This window comes from Planktothricoides sp. SR001 (genome assembly GCF_001276715.1).
GTDB classification, from domain to species: Bacteria; Cyanobacteriota; Cyanobacteriia; order Cyanobacteriales; family Laspinemataceae; genus Planktothricoides; species Planktothricoides raciborskii.
This window is the reverse complement of the sequence record NZ_LIUQ01000036.1, coordinates 36021-52540: the sequence shown is the minus strand read 5'-3', so window position 1 is coordinate 52540 and position 16520 is coordinate 36021. Positions and strand designations below refer to the sequence as shown.

Annotated in this window: 11 protein-coding genes; 6 read left to right on the top strand and 5 right to left on the bottom strand. The window is 43.1% G+C overall.

What is annotated here, in order from left to right:
• Positions 1–84: 84 nt before the first annotated feature.
• Positions 85–1281, top strand: coding sequence for a hypothetical protein (locus AM228_RS19325; RefSeq protein ID WP_054468284.1), 1197 nt, complete (start codon positions 85–87; stop codon positions 1279–1281).
• 51 nt (positions 1282–1332) lie between these two features.
• Here the strand turns inward: AM228_RS19325 and AM228_RS19320 are convergent, their stop codons facing one another.
• The 3 genes from AM228_RS19320 to AM228_RS19310 all read right to left on the bottom strand — a co-directional run bounded on the left by AM228_RS19320 (position 1333) and on the right by AM228_RS19310 (position 5821).
• Complete coding sequence (locus AM228_RS19320) at positions 1333–2439, bottom strand: 2-keto-4-pentenoate hydratase (RefSeq protein ID WP_156331906.1); 1107 nt, start codon at positions 2437–2439, stop codon at positions 1333–1335.
• Positions 2440–2476: 37 nt separating this feature from the next.
• Positions 2477–4300 (bottom strand): 2-succinyl-5-enolpyruvyl-6-hydroxy-3-cyclohexene-1-carboxylic-acid synthase, encoded by a 1824-nt coding sequence (gene menD, locus AM228_RS19315; protein ID WP_054468282.1) that lies wholly within the window; start codon positions 4298–4300, stop codon positions 2477–2479.
• 96 nt (positions 4301–4396) lie between these two features.
• Positions 4397–5821 carry an isochorismate synthase MenF gene (locus AM228_RS19310; RefSeq protein ID WP_054468280.1) on the bottom strand — a complete coding sequence of 475 codons (1425 nt, stop codon included), beginning with the start codon at positions 5819–5821 and terminating at the stop codon, positions 4397–4399.
• A 570-nt stretch (positions 5822–6391) separates the two neighbouring features.
• Here AM228_RS19310 and menA point away from each other — a divergent pair.
• The 4 genes from menA to AM228_RS19290 all read left to right on the top strand — a co-directional run bounded on the left by menA (position 6392) and on the right by AM228_RS19290 (position 11153).
• Complete coding sequence (menA, locus tag AM228_RS19305; RefSeq protein ID WP_054468279.1) at positions 6392–7297, top strand: 2-carboxy-1,4-naphthoquinone phytyltransferase; 906 nt, start codon at positions 6392–6394, stop codon at positions 7295–7297.
• A 216-nt stretch (positions 7298–7513) separates the two neighbouring features.
• Entirely contained in the window at positions 7514–8320 is an 807-nt protein-coding gene (gene menH / locus AM228_RS19300) for a 2-succinyl-6-hydroxy-2,4-cyclohexadiene-1-carboxylate synthase (protein ID WP_054468277.1), read from the top strand.
• Positions 8321–8564: 244 nt separating this feature from the next.
• Positions 8565–9569: an o-succinylbenzoate synthase gene (locus AM228_RS19295; RefSeq protein WP_054468275.1), complete on the top strand. Its 1005-nt coding sequence runs from the start codon at positions 8565–8567 to the stop codon at positions 9567–9569.
• Between the two features lie 102 nt (positions 9570–9671).
• Positions 9672–11153 (top strand): 2-succinylbenzoate--CoA ligase, encoded by a 1482-nt coding sequence (locus AM228_RS19290; RefSeq protein ID WP_054468273.1) that lies wholly within the window; start codon positions 9672–9674, stop codon positions 11151–11153.
• A 22-nt stretch (positions 11154–11175) separates the two neighbouring features.
• Here the strand turns inward: AM228_RS19290 and AM228_RS19285 are convergent, their stop codons facing one another.
• Positions 11176–11505, bottom strand: coding sequence for a hypothetical protein (locus tag AM228_RS19285; RefSeq protein ID WP_054468271.1), 330 nt, complete (start codon positions 11503–11505; stop codon positions 11176–11178).
• Positions 11506–11971: 466 nt separating this feature from the next.
• Positions 11972–12394, bottom strand: coding sequence for a thioesterase family protein (locus AM228_RS19280; protein ID WP_054468269.1), 423 nt, complete (start codon positions 12392–12394; stop codon positions 11972–11974).
• 965 nt (positions 12395–13359) lie between these two features.
• Between AM228_RS19280 and AM228_RS19275 the strand changes: the two genes are divergently transcribed.
• Complete coding sequence (locus AM228_RS19275) at positions 13360–16386, top strand: PAS domain S-box protein (protein ID WP_054468266.1); 3027 nt, start codon at positions 13360–13362, stop codon at positions 16384–16386.
• Positions 16387–16520: the final 134 nt, after the last annotated feature.

The window sequence follows — 16520 nt, the reverse complement described above, 5'->3', positions numbered from 1 at the left end:
TCAGCCATCACCTGTGGTATATAAAACTCAGCCTATTGCCAGCTTGAAAATATTGGCAATACAATCTTGGCAAAGTCAACAAATATGTTTAAAAATTTTCCCCGCTTAAAATCCAGTAAGTTTTACTTAGGAATTACCACAGTTTTCTATACGATTGGCGGCTTATCTTCTCCTCTCTTAGCGCAAGACAAAATCGACTTTTTGCCTGAAGATTTGTTAAGCAATCCGGTGGCTAAAGCCCAAATAAATGAGCGATCGCTTTTTTTATTTGACAATAGTCTGCTGAATTCCGGGCAAATGCAAACTTTCTCGTTAGAGTCGTTAGAGATTCAAGACCCTTTAATCTCCGGCAATTCGGCCCAGTTTTTATTAACTCAAGACGTTGACTGGGCAGTTTTTTGTGAGAAATTTCCCCAAAATTCCATGTGTCAAGGAGAGCGAGAAAAGCCACAAGAATCAGACAGTCAATCCCCGGCGATCGAACCCCCGGCGATCGAACCACCAGCGATGGAAGTGCCAGAGATAAAACCCCCAGAGATGCAAATTCCACAGAGCGAACCTCCAGGGATCGAAATTCCTGAAAAGCCATCATCCGGATCCAGTTCTGAAGACTCAAATAATCAGGAAAAACCCCGGAAATGGGGGCCTTTGAATGAACTCAGTGGAGTGGCGATCGAGCCGCAAGTCAGTAGCTTAGGATTAGGATTAGATATTACAGCCAGAGTCTCAGAAATTTTGAATGCCCGCGCTGGATTTGGGATTTTTTCTTTGAGTGGAGACTATGAAGAAACCGATGTGAAATATAGCACAGATATTAACTTAAGAAGTGGCGCGGCGGTAATGGATATTTATCCGCTTCCAGAGACGGAATTTCGCCTTTCTGCGGGGGTGATGTTAAATGGAAATAAAGCAGAGGCAACCGCTGAGTCTCAAACAGTAGTTGTCGGTGGGGTAGACAGACAAGTTTATACCATTGGTGGGCGGACTTTTACCGCTGAACAAGTGGGAACTTTATCGGGAGATGTCACGTTTCCTTTAGTCGCGCCCTTTGTGGGCATTGGTTGGGGAAATGCGGTGAAACCAGGAAGAAGATTAGGATTCACGATAGATTTAGGAGTGATGATTCACGGAACCCCAGAAGTTTCTCTCAGAGCAACTAATCAAGCGGTGACGCCACAACTTCAGGAGTCAATTGATAAAGAAATAGAGGATTTAAATGCCAAATTAGACGGGTTTAAATTTTATCCGGTTTTACAAATTGGCATTAGTTATCAATTTTGATGGCTTTGGCTCAGGCAATATTTGAGGTTATTTTTTATTTAGGCAAATTTTTTACTCAAATTTAACCGAAATTTCTATTTCTTTATTTGGGTCGAACGGGTCTAAACCGATATATTTCGCCCGAATTGTGCTATTCGGTTTTACGGGGATTAAGGGTGTAATGGTTCCCAGGGAAAGCAAGTCACCTTTTTTAAGTTGTTTTCCTTGGGCTTTAAGGGTATCTTTGATCCAGAGGACTACGCTTAAAGGATGACCCAACAATGCACTACTATTTCCGGTGGCTAAGGTTGTGCCATTTTCATCGATAATTTCTAAACGAATGGCGGCTAAACTGGTTTGCCAATCTTGATTATTTGTCAGAGGAATTGGCTCCCCTAAAATTCCATAGCGAGCGCCAATATTGATGGCCGCGATCGCATACACATCCATTTTCACCTCTGACCCATAAACCAGATCCGGAACTTCGATAAATGGTATCACTGCATCCAAACTGGCTAATGCTTCTGACATAGTTTTTGCCTGATTAATGGCATCACTACCGACCCGGACAATTAAATCTCCCTCGGTCATGGGTCTAGCCCCAAAATTAGCGGGTAAAACTGCCCCATTGGGTAATAACATTTTCTCTAATAAAACCCCTAACAATGGCTGAGAAACCCCAAATTTTTCTTGGGCTGGATCACTGGTTAGTGCGGCTTTATAGCCTACGGGATTGCCCAATGTCTGGCTTAAAATTTGGACAAATTCCGCTTGAATTTGTTCAGCTTGGGCTAAAGTTAAATTCGCGGTGACGGCGGTGGCTGGAGTTTTGCTGAGGTAGCTATTTGCTAATTCTTGGCTAGGGCTGAGAATATTTTTAATGTTGGTTTGTGGGCGGGAAATATTGCTATTATACGCTGTATTGATGTTTTCTTCAGCTATTTTTTCGGCAACGGTGGTTGATGTACATTGAACCAAAGTGGGAGCCAGCAACAGGGCAGCAGCGACTCTAATTAATCTTAATTTTTTGTTCATGGGTTGGAAGCCAATACAGGAAAGAAATACAGGAAAACTTAAAAGATCGGTTTTTTTGGTGAACAGCCGAAGCAGGAAGAGAGAAAAAACCCGGTTGTTGGGATAAATTTGGGTGACAATAAACCGGGTTGTTTGTCGCTCCACAGCTTAGGGAAATCACTAAAACCAGGTTTCTGGGATGTTATGATAATATACTGGCGAGATTAAGCAAAGTTTGCTTGCGCCATTGAGCATCAAATTTGCGATCGCACCTTAACTCTAATACCCGAATGCCCTGACTCGGTAATGGGTTTAATAATTGCCTTAATTTTTCCCAAGAACTAATCAGTTGATGCTCAACTCCATAACTGGCAAAAAGCTGACCAAAATCTACTTGTTGCGGCGTGGCGAAAAACTCCTCAAAGGGTGGGTCAAACTGGGCTACAGGTAACATTTCAAAGATGCCACCGCCGTTATTATTAATTAAAATAATTGTCAGATGACCTTGAAATTTAGGGCAAAGTAAAAACCCATTGGTATCATGGAGTAAGGCTAAATCTCCGGTTAGCATAACGCTAGGTTGTTGGCGGTGGGCAATGCCCAAAGCGGTGGATAAAGTGCCATCAATACCATTAGCCCCGCGATTAAAAAATGGCCGAATTTGCAGGTTTCCCGGTTGCCAAAAATATTCTACATCCCGCACGGGCATACTATTGGCAATAAATAGAGGAGTGCCAATGGGTAAGGATTGGGAAATTACCCAGGCTAATTTCGGTTCAATGATGTGATTGATTGACGCAAATGTTTGGCCGATCGCCTCTCTGACTTGGCTCTCAGCGTCCGCCCACTTTTGCCGATATTCTGCCTGGGCTGAATTAACTGAATTGAAAGGATTGGGGGGGTTATTTGCGGCAGCAATGGCTAATTGTCCCACGGAAATTGTTAAATGAATCGTGGGGCCGTGGAGGGGGTCGAGATTATGGTCAGATGGATCAATTACAAACCGGCGAATGTTTTGAGTTTCTAACCATTGTCGCAGTTGTTTGCTAATAGGTAATTCGCCGATTTGCACCACAATTTCCGGGGTCAAGGTTTCGGCTAGATTCTGGTTGCGTAAAATTAGGTCATAAGTGGAAATTAAATCAGGATTTATGGCGGCATAATTCCGCACGGGAGAAAGCCCTTCGGCTAATACCGGCCAATCAAAGGTTTGGGCAAGTTGAGCGATCGCCTGACAATAGGTTTCTGGTTCGGAAGGTTGGGCAGGCCCAGCAATAATGATTCCCGGTTTACCTTGCCACTGGGGAAATATTTGCTCAGGGATGAATCGTTCTCCAACCGTCCCAACCCCTCCGTAGCCCCCCCGTTGAAGGGGGGGTTGGGGGGGTTGGGGGCTAGGAGGGCAGCAATGAGCAAAAAAATCCTCGGCGTCGAACGTCTGCCGTAAGCGATCGATCGCCAAAGCCCGATCCGGTTCGGGCAACGGGGGCAACGGGTCGCGCAATGGCACATTGAGATGAACCACACCGGGAACCGGAAACAGAGTTTTTTGCCACCCATAGATTAAGGTTTGGCGCAAATAACGCAGCATGGCTATGTCCAACGATGGCGCCGCTAACTCCGCTTGCCAGTTGGGGTAATGACCATAGAGTTTTAGTTGGTCGATCGCCTGTCCCGCATGACAATCGCGCAATTCTGGGGGTCTGTCAGCGGTCAACACCAACAAAGGCACGCGACTTTCCCGCGCTTCAATCACTGCGGGGTAAAAATTCGCCCCAGCGGTTCCAGAAGTACAGACGATCGCCACGGGCAAATTACTTTGTCGGGCGAGTCCCAGGGCAAAAAAAGCCGCCGATCGCTCATCCAGTACCGGAATTGCGGCAATTTTTGGGTGAGCCGCAAAAGCGATCGCCAATGGAGTGGATCGCGAACCGGGACAAATTATTGCGGTCGTTAATCCTAAATGGTGTAATGTCTCGACTAAAACTGACGCCCAAACCGTATTTGTATTCCGAAAATCTATCATTGCCTTTAATCGCGATTTTTTAATTAAGCGATCGCACCCTAATGGCGGTCAGGGTAGGCCGTTCGTTCCTACCCTGAAATAGGATCGCTTATGTGCTCAAACTAATGTTTTTAAAAGGGCTTGAAGTTTGAGGTCAATTTCTGCCAATTCTCGATCGGGATTTGAGCCTTGAACAATTCCAGCACCGGCATACAGTCTAGCATGATTTCCTGTAATTAAAGCCGAACGAATACCGACAATAAATTCTCCATTTCCTTGGGCATCTACCCAGCCAATTGGCGCTGCATATAAACAGCGATCGAAGGTTTCATAGCGGCGAATTTCTTCACAGGCAATATCTCTGGGAACTCCCGCCACCGCTGGAGTCGGATGCAGTTCGGCTAAAATATCTAACGGATGCACGTCCGGGGGAATCGTCGCTTTAATCGGTGTCCATAAATGTTGAATATTCGAGAGTTGCAGCAGCCGAACTTCGGGATAAATTCGGGGATTTAATCCTAAATGAATTAGGCGATCGCGAATAAAATCAATCACCACTCGATGCTCGTGCCGTTCCTTATCACTAGAGATTAATTGATTGGCTAACTGAGCATCTTCGGCGGGAGTTTTGCCCCTCGGTGCAGACCCGGCCAAGGCATCCGTAACCAGTTGGTGATTTTGAATACTGAGTAATCGTTCTGGACTGGCTCCCAGAAAATTTTGTCCCTGGGGATTGCTGGTGACAAAGAGATAACAATCGGCATAAAATCGGCGCAAATTCTGTAAAGATTTGACCAAATTAAAAGGTTTCGGTGAACTGACATCAATGGCATGAGCTAAAACGACTTTACTTAACCGCTGATTGGCGATAGAATCTAATGCCGAATTCACCGCTAGTTTAAAATTATCCGTTTGGGTAATATGCCGTTTTTTATTCAGAGATTGACCATTGGTTTCTGCCCAGTTCAACCCCTGGGATTTAATTAAATTAATTTTTTGGAGTTTTTGCCAAATACTTTCGGCTAAATTTTCAATATTATGATCGGGTTCAATGAGGCAATTAGCCACTAATAAACAGTGATTGTTAGAGCGAGAAACTTGCCAACGGGGTAAAAAGACGGTGGCCGCAGGAAAGGGGGAATCACTGGATTTATCTGGCGGGAAAAAGGTAAAACTGCAAAAAAAGTGGGGGCCGGCAAAAGGCAAGTTTAATGCCCCTGTGCTCAGAGTATTGGCCAGGGTAGAATGAATAAAATCTTTGGTTTGGGTAAATCGATCGCCACTGTTAGCCGTAAAATCTACTGCGGCATCAAAAGCAGCGATCGCTTCACCGTTTCCCCCTTTTTCCAGATAAAAATGTAAGGGAGATTCTGGACTGAGAACTTGAAACACCGCCAGGGGATCCACTGGGGGAATTTCCAGGGAAATGCTGATAATTTGACCACAGCCTTTTTCTCTGGACACTTGCTGACAAGCGACCAGAAACTGGCAGAGTTCCCGATGACCTTGCAATAGATTGGCATGAAACGGTACAACTGGCATGGAAGAGAAAATGGCAGATTTTGGCGGTTGGGGCACAGGTGTCCCCTTAAAGGTTGGCTACTTAACTATAAACGAATCAGGTGGAACTAGACGCACCACTGATATGTACACATAGATATATATAGATAGGACTTACACATTACCTTTATATATGGTAGGGGTGATTCCGCGAATCACCCCTACCTAAAAGGGTGACATAAGGAAATTTGCGTAAGTCCTATATAGACATATTTTGGGCATCCCGATGGACTGATTGGCGCGATTCGCGTTCGCGATCCGCTTCAGGCGGAATCGCAGAATTTACCAGTCCTCAGACCAATCATTCCTGATTTGTCGCGGACAGGAGTAAAATTCCCTGGTTTCTGTAATATTTCTCAACAATTGCCAGGGATCATCCACCGATCTGCAATTGTAAAATTATGAAGTTCCTTAAATTCTCTGGGGCACAGCCACCTGGGTTTGTCACTGGTTAGCTGGCGATCGCCCAGGGATTCAAATGCTCAACTCTAACCGAAAATATCTGTTATTTTCCTTCTCCGGATAGTCTGCGATCTAATATTTACAGTTAAAATGACCACCCAAACCATTCAAACTTCCAAACGCCAACTGTGGCTTGCCGCCATTAAACCACCCATGTATAGTGTGGCGATTATGCCCATTTGGGTCGGTAGTGCGATCGCTTTTTTTCAAACCCAAACTATGAATTGGGGGATTTTTTCCACCTTTATGACGGCGGCGATTTTAATTTTAGCCTGGGAAAATCTCTATAATGATGTCTTTGACTCAGAAACCGGCATTGATAAAAATAAACATCATTCCTTAGTCAATCTCACCCAAAATAAATCCTTAATTTTTTGGATTGCCAATCTGTTTTTAGCTGTTGGCATTCTAGAAATTATCGCGATTAGTTGGTGGCAGCAAGACTTCACCGTCTTAGGCTTAATTTTGCTGGCCTGTTTCCTCGGCTATATGTACCAAGGGCCACCGTTTCGCCTGGGTTATCACGGATTAGGTGAAATTCTCTGCTTTGTGGCTTTTGGGCCCGTAGGAGTGGCCGCTGCTTACTACAGTCAAACCCAAAGCTGGTCAATGCTCAATCTATCGGCGATCGCCGCATCTATCATTGTAGGCATCGCCACCACCTTGATTTTATTTTGTTCTCATTTCCACCAAGTAGAAGATGACATTGCCGCCGGAAAGCGATCGCCCATTGTGCGCCTAGGAATTGAAACCGGAACCAAACTCCTGCCGTGGTTTTCTGGGAGTATTTTTGTATTTACGGGAATATTTGTGGCATTAGGAATGTTTCCCCTTTCAACCTTACTCAGCTTGGCGGGTTTACCCTTTGCCATTAAACTTTCTCATCAAGTCCAAACTTACTATCAAGAACCACACAAGTTAATCAATTGCAAATTTATCGCCGTGGGTCTTCATTTTATTAGCGGTAGTTTATTAGGCTTAGGATTTCTCTTCTAGTTTATTAATGATTGGTTGTTGGGTAGGGATTCTTTTGTTGGTTGTTGTTGGGTAGGGATTATTTTGTTGGTTGTTGGTGGTTATTAATGCTTTTAATATCCAATAATCTCCAATCGAACAACCAATAACCAAAGAATTCCTACCCACCAACTAATAACCACTAACAAACAACAAACAACAAAATAATCCATAACCAACAACCAATCATCAATCACCATGAACATTCACTATTCTTTGTCTGGAAATCGCCATAAACCTGTCATTTTATTTTTACATGGATTTCTGGGAAGTGGGGATGATTATAGGGAGATTTGTACAGAGTTAAAAGACAAATTTTGTTGTTTAACCGTTGACTTACCGGGACATGGAAAAACCACAGTGAACGGGGATGAAACTAGCTACCAAATGCCCCAAACTGCTCAGGCTTTGATTTCTTTACTTGATCGCCTCCACATAGACCAATGTTTTTTAGTGGGCTATTCAATGGGGGGGCGATTGGCTTTATATTTAACCTTACATTTTCCCCAGCGATTTTACCAAGTGATTTTGGAGGGAGCCTCCCCTGGATTAAAGACCGAGCCAGAGCGATCGCAGCGCCGTGCAGCCGATGAAGCACTTGCCCAAAAATTAGAAACAATTCCCTTCAAATCTTTTTTAATTGAGTGGTATCATCAACCTCTGTTTCAATCTTTACTCCAGCATCCTGATTGGGGAAAATTAATGGCACGTCGGATGCAGGAAAACCCCAGAGAGTTAAGCAAATCTCTCCGTAATCTGGGTACTGGCAACCAACCTTCTTTATGGGAACAATTACCCCACAATTCCGTTCCTATATTACTCCTAGTAGGAGAGTATGATGATAAATTTAGAAAGATTAATACGGAAATAGTCCAGCGCTCTGCCTTCGCCCAGTTGAAAATTATCCCCCACACAGGTCATAATATCCACTGGGAAAATTCGAGAACATACGTCAACGAATTAATTCAATTTTTCGGAGCGTGCGATCGACTTAAATCTTGCTAAATTTTCTCTATGATTGCTCTAAAATGTCCCTAAAATGGGTATCGTTAATTAGCTAAATGCCAATTCTTTATTAATTATTCGTTATTCGTTACTCGTTATTGGTCATTCGTTATTGGTTCGGGAAAATTCTCAGCCTAAACCAAACAGCAAATAACAAATAGCCAACAACAAATAGCAAATAACCAGTAAAATCCGGCATCCCTGATCTGCCCTGATCTGCAAATCCCAAACAGATAGCAAAATAATGGAATACAAATTTGAATTTCGTCCCTACCAGCGCCAATTCCGAGTCCCGGTCAAAACCAGTCATGGCACCTGGGATCTCCGAAAAGGTATTATCCTGCGTCTCACCGATGAGAAAGGGAAAGAAGGTTTCGGTGAAATTGCCCCAGTGAGTTGGTTGGGGTCAGAAACCTTTGAGCAAGCTTTAGACTTTTGTCAACAACTCCCCAAGGTGATTACACCAACGAATATTTTTTCAGTTCCCGACGAGTTACCCGCTTGTCAATTTGGGATTGAATCAGCCTGGGAAACCATTACCACTCATGCACTCACCCTGAGTGGAATGCCATTAGAGGATTTGCCAGATCCTACTTCAGAACCGGAAATGTGTAGTGGTTTACTTCCCCCTGGACAAGCGGCCATCCTTGCCTGCAAGATTCTCTGGAAAAAAGGATATCGTACCTTTAAGTGGAAAATTGGTGTGATTCCCATTCAGTTAGAACTGCGAATTTTAGAGCAGTTAGTCCAGTCAATTCTGGAAGATTTTTCTGCCGATGACTCGATTTCCCTTCGCTTAGATGCCAATGGCGGACTGACGGATGTGGAAGCGAGTCAATGGTTGCACGTTTGCGATCGCGCTGGGAAAATTATTGAATTTTTAGAGCAACCGTTGCCGGTGGATCAGTTTGACCAGATGAAGAAATTAAGCGATCGCTTTTCCACCCCCATTGCCTTAGATGAATCAGTCGTCACCCTGAAGCAAATGAAAGAGGTTTATCAAAAAGGTTGGAACGGAATTTTTGTGATTAAACCGAGTATTGCCGGTTCTCCTTCCCAAATTCGTCAGTTTTGCAAATCGAAAAATATTGATGCGGTCTTTTCATCGGTTTTTGAAACCGAAATAGGCCGCGAAGCTGCCCTGAGATTAGCTTCAGAATTAAATACTAAACATAATCGGCCTGTGGGATTTGGGGTCAACCATTGGTTTGATGATAATTTTGATGTTCATCAACTTTGGCATGATTAAACCGCTGTCCGGGAAAATTATCCTCTATCAGGGATATCTTATTTAATTTTTTAAGTTTATAGTTGTAAATTTCTAGTTGTTTTACTTGGAATCGAAACCAGCATGAACTATTGGATATTATCAACATTAACCACCCGAAATCATCAAGGTTGGCTCAAAGGAATTGACGGGCAAAAAATCGAGGCGATCGCCCAGCAAAAATTTCAGGAAATTAGCGATCGCTCCCCGGATTGTCCGGGGAAAATTATCCTTTGTGACGCTGACCCGGAGCAATTTATTGGCAATTTTATCGCCGCAGTCGAGGCCAAATGTCCCATTTTTTTAGCCAATCCGCACTGGCAAGCACAAGAATGGCAGCAGGTCTTTGATTACCTCCAGCCCGATATTATTTGGGGCAATGATTTAGCACATTTACAGAAATATCTCAAAAAACCGGCAACAGCCAAAAAATCTGACCAGTTTTTTCCCTTACCCAAAAACCAAGCAGCGATTATGATTCCCACGGGCGGATCTTCGGGAAAAATTCGCTTTACCATTCATACTTGGGAAACTTTAACCGCATCAGTCAGCGGATTTACGGAGTATTTTCAAGTCTCAAAAGTGAATTCCTTTTGTGTTTTACCCCTGTATCATGTTAGTGGTTTGATGCAATTTATTCGCTCGTTCACTACCGGCGGAACTTTGGCAATTTTCCCCTCTTATAAAGAAATTTTAAATGTCCTCAATTCAGAATCTCGCGAGGTAATCCCCTGTCAAAAATATCTGCAAGAAATTAACCCGGAAAATTTTTTTATTTCCCTTGTACCCACCCAGCTTTCTCGCTTCCTAGAACAGGCGATCGCCGCCGATTGGTTATCACAATTTGCCACGGTGCTTCTCGGTGGCGCCCCCCCATGGCCAGAATTATTAGAAAAAGCTAGAGAGTATCACGTTAAATTAGCACCGACCTACGGCATGACGGAAACAGCCTCCCAAATTGTCACCTTAAAACCCAGCGCTTTCTTAGCTGGGAATCAGACTTGTGGTCAAGTTTTACCTCATGCCCAAGTGAGAATTTGTAATGAAGATGGTCAGCCATTAGGGGTTAATCAAATTGGCCTAATTAAGATTAGAGCTAAATCTTTAGCCCTGGGTTATTATCCCGATATGGCATCGTTTTCCCTATGTGAGGATAATTCACCAGAGTTTACCGCTGATGATTTGGGTTTTTTTGATGCCGATGGTGACATAAATATTGTGGGACGCCGCAGCGACAAAATTATTACAGGTGGGGAAAATGTGTTTCCCGCTGAGGTAGAAGCGGCAATTAGAACTACTGGTTTAGTTGCCGATGTTTGCGCGATCGCCTTACCCGATCCTGACTGGGGTCAAGCGATCGCCGCTGTTTATGTTCCTAACCATTTAACCGTTTCCCCGGAATCTCTGAAAATCGAGTTAGTAGATCGGTTGGCTAAGTATAAGCAGCCAAAACATTGGGTGCCGGTGACAGAGTTACCTCGGAATGCTCAGGGAAAAATCAACCGCGTCAGCCTCTATCAAATTGCCCAAGCATGGCGTCTTAGCCAACCGCAAACAACTAACTAACATTCAACCGTTCCATGATTAATTAGCTGACCGAAGTCAATTCTTGAGCGTGAACCTGTTGCCAAAGATATTGCACATAAGACTTACGCGCCGACATCGTTTGGCCGTTTTCTGCCAAATCTTCTGCGGTTTGTTCTAAAATTCGCACGTCAATCGCATTCAGTCTTTGCCGCCGCTTGCTAGAACTCAACAACCAGACCAGTTGAAACATCATCTCTGGGTCTGCGGTGGTGTTGGGATTGCACCAAGCCAGTGCCATTTTATGATTATGGTTTTTGCGGTTTGTCAAATTCAACCGATCCCAATACCCTAATTCTCTGATTCTTGTATAAAATTGTTGTTCCAGTGTCATAGTGCCCTACTTTGTTGAACCGACTAGAAAGTGTGCCTTAACCAACCCGGATTAGATTCACTAATTCTTAATATATCTTAATTTATTAAAAGAATGTTAAATAGTTTGTATTCTGTTACACAAAATTACAATTAATTACTAAATTATTTTCTTTGTCTTAATTTTTCTGTAGATTTATTAAGTTTTTTTAATTTAAATGTAGTAAAATTAAATAACATTACTATTTATTAAGTTTGTTTGAGATTTGTAAGATTTTTCTGAGAAAGTAGCGATCGCTATTAGGTGAAATATATAACTTGTTGGTTATTGGTTATAAATTAAGGGAAGAGGGAAGAGGGAAGAGGGAAGAGGGAAGAGGGAAAAGTGAATAGTGAATAGTGAATAGTGAATAGTGAATAGTGAATAGTGATATTTCTTTTGTACCACACCCCACACCCCCTTTCCCCAACCAACAACCAACAACCAACTATAAATCATCAATTCCTGTGGTCAACCACTGGATCATCGGTGGGGATAAGGGTTGTCGGCGGCGATCGCGGGGATTAATACAGACATGGCGAGTTAAGGCTTTGGCAAGGCAATTCTGAGTGAGTTTGGGATCTGGGAAAATTTCATAAGCAATTTCAAAGGAGTTGTCATTTAATTGATGGGGGGTTAACTCCACACAGAGGCGATCGCCGCAAAACATGGGTCGGAAAAAATCCACACTAGCATGAACAATGGGAATCGCCACCTCCGGGTTGCGAAAAAAATCTTTCAGATTAAATTCTGCGGACAACAGTGAAGCTTCATAAGCTTCATGGCATATGGCCAAAACATTACTAAAATAGACCACTCCCGCTGCGTCAGTGTCTTGGAAGCGAATCGTCCGCAAGTAGGTGAATGACATATTATTAATTATTAGTGATTAGTTATTGGTTAGGGGTGCTGATTGTGGAATTTAACGCTGAGATGTTGGTTGATTTGCCGGGGAATTTGCCGGGGAAATGCGGCGATCGCGATACATTAAAGGTAATCCCCCTTTTTTGCTAATCTAGCTAATGTAGGTTAGACCATTGGTAGGCAACCCAACCCTCTAATCGCCGCGATCGCGATCGGTAAATTCTATTGTCAAGAATTGGTAACATATCACTGGGGAAGAGGGCGGCCTTGCCTGAAAGTATATAGCGGTTATTGTCCGAATGAAGTACAGAGGTTTTCTGGATTCCCGCCGGCGCGGGAATGACAGGTTTTTTTTGTACTTCATAACTATGACAATTGCTATATAGGTTTCCGAATACTGACCAGTCCTAATCTACTATATCTACTATCCCTTATATCTACTATCCCCTGAGCAAAGAATAAAGAATCACGCATAATTTTTAGTCGGTTTTTAGAATTATCCCTCACTTGCCTAGAGACTTGATACTTTGTCAGAACAAAAAAAATGATTTGGCTGGAGATTATTCTTTTTTTATATAAAATTAAAGCCAATCTCTGAAATAGATATTTTAAATAGACCAAAACCTTGATTTAAAGATACCATGAGAAAAGTCTAATTGAGTCACTGAGATCGCCGTTCAATTGAACCAATTATAACTAACTATGATCGAGCGCCAAATGATGACAAAATGATGACAAAATATTTAGTCGTCAAGAACCGTCCATTATAATTAGATCGGGGCGGCGAGATTTAAAGACAAAGCTGTAGCACAAATGAGAGATTTAGGGGAAAATATTAAAAAAATACAAAAATTCATTTGTCTCTGGCGATTTCTGAATGGTCAAGCCGGTTACAGTCATTCAACGGCTGATTCAATATGGGGATGGTAGCGAGAGACTCGCCATTATCAAGGTCAGGAGGCTCTATAAACAATGTCTGAACGGCAACTAGCAATGCAAATCGAGGATCTCAGTAGACAAATAGCCGAATTGCAGACCACATTGCAAGCAGAAATCAAGGCTCGTCAGCAAGTTGAGTCTTTATTCTGGGAACAGCAAATCTCCCAAAACACAGGAGACTTAGCCAATTCAAGCACTGAGGAGCCACTTAGGGAAAATCGCCGAAAATGCTCGCTACAGTGGATCAATCACATTCTGAATACCATTGCGGATCCCATTTTTGTTAAGAATGAAGGACACCGTTATTTAGTTGTCAACGATGCTTTTTGCCAACTGGTTGGATATCCCCGAGAACAGTTGATTGGTCAGTCCGACGAGCAGATTTTTCCCGAAGTTGACATGTTCCGAGAACAAGAGAAACGGGTCTTAGCCTTGGGGTCTCCGGTGGAATATGAGGCGAATTTTACCAACGCCGTGGGTAACACTTATGTTATCTCCACAAAGATATATTGTGTTGAGGATGTGGGGGCAGAAAAATTCTTGGTGGGGATCGGTCGAGAAATTAGCCAGCAAAAGGAAATGGAGTTGACCATGCTGGAATGTCAAGAGCGTTTTCTGGATATCATGGATCAAGCCGCAGTTGGCATTGCTCAACTGTCACTGGATGGTCAGTTTTTGTGGACGAATTCTGGTTTTGGCAAAATTGTCGGTTATTCTGAGTCAGAATTATTAGAAATGAAGTTCCAGGATTTGACTCATTCCGCAGATTTGGACTCAAGTCTAGAGTTATGTCAGGCATTAATTAATGATTTAATTCCTAAGTTTTCGCGGGAAAAGCGGTATATTCACAAAAATGGTGCAGTGGTTTGGGGCAATGTTACTGTATCTTTGGCGCGAAATCACGAGGGAAAACCGAAATATTTTGTGGCGTTTTTGACGGATATTAGCGATCGCAAACGCACGGAACAAGCATTACAAGACAGCGAACATCGATATTATAGCTTGATGCAGGTTTCTCCCGTGGGAATTTTCCATTTAGATGCCAGTGGAGAATGTGTTTATGCTAATCCTCACGCTTGTGAAATCGCTGGGTTGGGACTGGTTGATATGTTGGGAGAAGGATGGATTCAAAATGTTCATCCCGAAGATCGTCTAGCGGTGTTTGAGCAGTTGCAACAGATCCACAGCGATCGCCAAAAAGTGACTGGTAAATATCGGTTTTTACGGGCTAATAATCAGGTGACTTGGGTTTTGTCAGAGGCGATCGCTCAATTTGACCAAGACACGAAAATCACTGGCTATGTTTGGACGGTGACAAATATTAATGAATTGAAAGTCACTGAGGAAGCATTGCGTCAAAGTGAAGAGCAATTTCGTCATACATTTGAATATGCCCCCATTGGGATGGCGATCCAGTCTTTGAATGGGCCATTTCAGCGGGTGAATCAAGGATTGTGTGAACCTTTGGGCTACACCGCTGAGGAATTGTTAGGCAAAAGTTTTGCGGATTTAATCCATCCAGAGGAAGTGATGGCATTTCTGGAACAACAGCAGCATTTATTAGCCGATGAAATTGCTTCTTTTCAAATGGAAAATCGCTATTTGGCTAAAGATGGTCATGTAGTTCATGCTTTGTTAAAAATGGTGTTAGTGCGGGACTTTAGGGGAGAACCGCTACATTTGCTCGGTCAATTTGTGGATATTAGCGATCGCAAACAAGTCGAGCAACAATTAGTTCACGATGCTTTCCATGATGCTCTCACTGGTCTGCCTAATCGGGCGATGTTTTTGGAACGAGTTTCCACCGCACTGAAACGAATTAAACGATATCCCCATCAGCTATTTGCTGTGTTATTTTTAGATGTGGATCGCTTCAAAATTGTCAATGATAGTATGGGGCCGGTGATGGGCGATCGACTGTTAATTGCGATCGCTGATAAACTGAATCAATGTCTGCGGTCTACGGATATGGTAGCCCGTTTGGGCGGCGATGAATTTAGTATTTTACTCGAAGATATTAAAGATATTAAAGATGCCACAAAAGTCGCAGATCGCATTTTAGAACTGCTGGGTTCACCCTTTACTTTAAATGGTTATGAAGTCGTCACCACTGCGAGTATTGGCATTGCCATGCTATCTCCGACCTATGAACAACCAGAGCAAGTCCTCCGAGATGCAGATATTGCCATGTATCGAGCCAAACGCGCTGGCAAAGCTCGGTATGAAATATTTGATAAAGTAATGTATTCCTATGCTTTGGGTTTATTACAGTTAGAAAATGACTTGCGAAGAGCCATAGAAAAACGCGAATTTAAATTACACTATCAACCAATTACCTCTTTAGTATCCGCCAGCTTAACTGGCTTTGAAGCATTGGTGCGTTGGCATCATCCAGAGAAAGGCATGGTTTCCCCGGTGGAATTTATTCCTATTGCGGAAGAAACCGGGTTAATTGTGCCTTTGGGTGAGTGGGTACTCCGGGAAGCTTGTCAGCAAATGAAGCAATGGCAAGACCAATTTTCCTGGGTTGCTCCTTTGAAAATGAGTGTGAATCTTTCGGCAAAACAGCTTAGGGAGAAGCAATTAATTCAGAAGATTGATGACATTTTACTAGAAACTAATTTAAATCCCAATTGCCTGAAGTTAGAAATTACTGAAAGTGTGTTAATGGAAAATACCGAGGTAGTGGCGAAAATTCTCTGGCAACTGCGATCGCGCAATATTGAGTTAAGTCTGGACGATTTTGGCACCGGCTATTCTTCCTTAAGCTATTTACATAGTTTCCCCGTCAATACAGTGAAAATTGACCGTTCTTTTGTCAGTCGTATGAACGACAACGAAGAAAACTCAGAAATCGTCAAAGCCATTGTCACCCTGGCGCATACTTTGGGCATGGATGCAGTAGCCGAAGGCATCGAAACCTCTGAACAATTAGCCCAATTAAAATCCCTAGCTTGTGAACAAGGACAAGGTTATTTCTTTTCTAAACCCTTAGATAGTCAAGCGGCAACGGAGTTATTAGCCAACGCCCCAACTTGGTTTAATCACGGGGAAGCATGAGGGCTTGGGCAGATGTAGGGGTGCGCGGGTGCGGGGGGGCAGGGAAAGTGAAAAGTCGTAGGGGCGAATGGCCAAGAGAGAAAAGAGAGGAGAGAAAAGAGAGGAGAGAATATCTTTCCTCTTTCCTATGCATC

Excerpts from the sequence above, each read along its gene's own strand:
- AM228_RS19325 (WP_054468284.1), top strand. The coding sequence starts at position 85 with ATGTTTAAAAATTTTCCCCGCTTAAAATCCAGTAAGTTTTACTTAGGA.
- menD (WP_054468282.1), bottom strand. The coding sequence starts at position 4,300 with ATGATAGATTTTCGGAATACAAATACGGTTTGGGCGTCAGTTTTAGTC.
- AM228_RS19310 (WP_054468280.1), bottom strand. The coding sequence starts at position 5,821 with ATGCCAGTTGTACCGTTTCATGCCAATCTATTGCAAGGTCATCGGGAA.
- menA (WP_054468279.1), top strand. The coding sequence starts at position 6,392 with ATGACCACCCAAACCATTCAAACTTCCAAACGCCAACTGTGGCTTGCC.
- menH (WP_054468277.1), top strand. The coding sequence starts at position 7,514 with ATGAACATTCACTATTCTTTGTCTGGAAATCGCCATAAACCTGTCATT.
- AM228_RS19295 (WP_054468275.1), top strand. The coding sequence starts at position 8,565 with ATGGAATACAAATTTGAATTTCGTCCCTACCAGCGCCAATTCCGAGTC.
- AM228_RS19290 (WP_054468273.1), top strand. The coding sequence starts at position 9,672 with ATGAACTATTGGATATTATCAACATTAACCACCCGAAATCATCAAGGT.
- AM228_RS19285 (WP_054468271.1), bottom strand. The coding sequence starts at position 11,505 with ATGACACTGGAACAACAATTTTATACAAGAATCAGAGAATTAGGGTAT.
- AM228_RS19280 (WP_054468269.1), bottom strand. The coding sequence starts at position 12,394 with ATGTCATTCACCTACTTGCGGACGATTCGCTTCCAAGACACTGACGCA.
- AM228_RS19275 (WP_054468266.1), top strand. The coding sequence starts at position 13,360 with ATGTCTGAACGGCAACTAGCAATGCAAATCGAGGATCTCAGTAGACAA.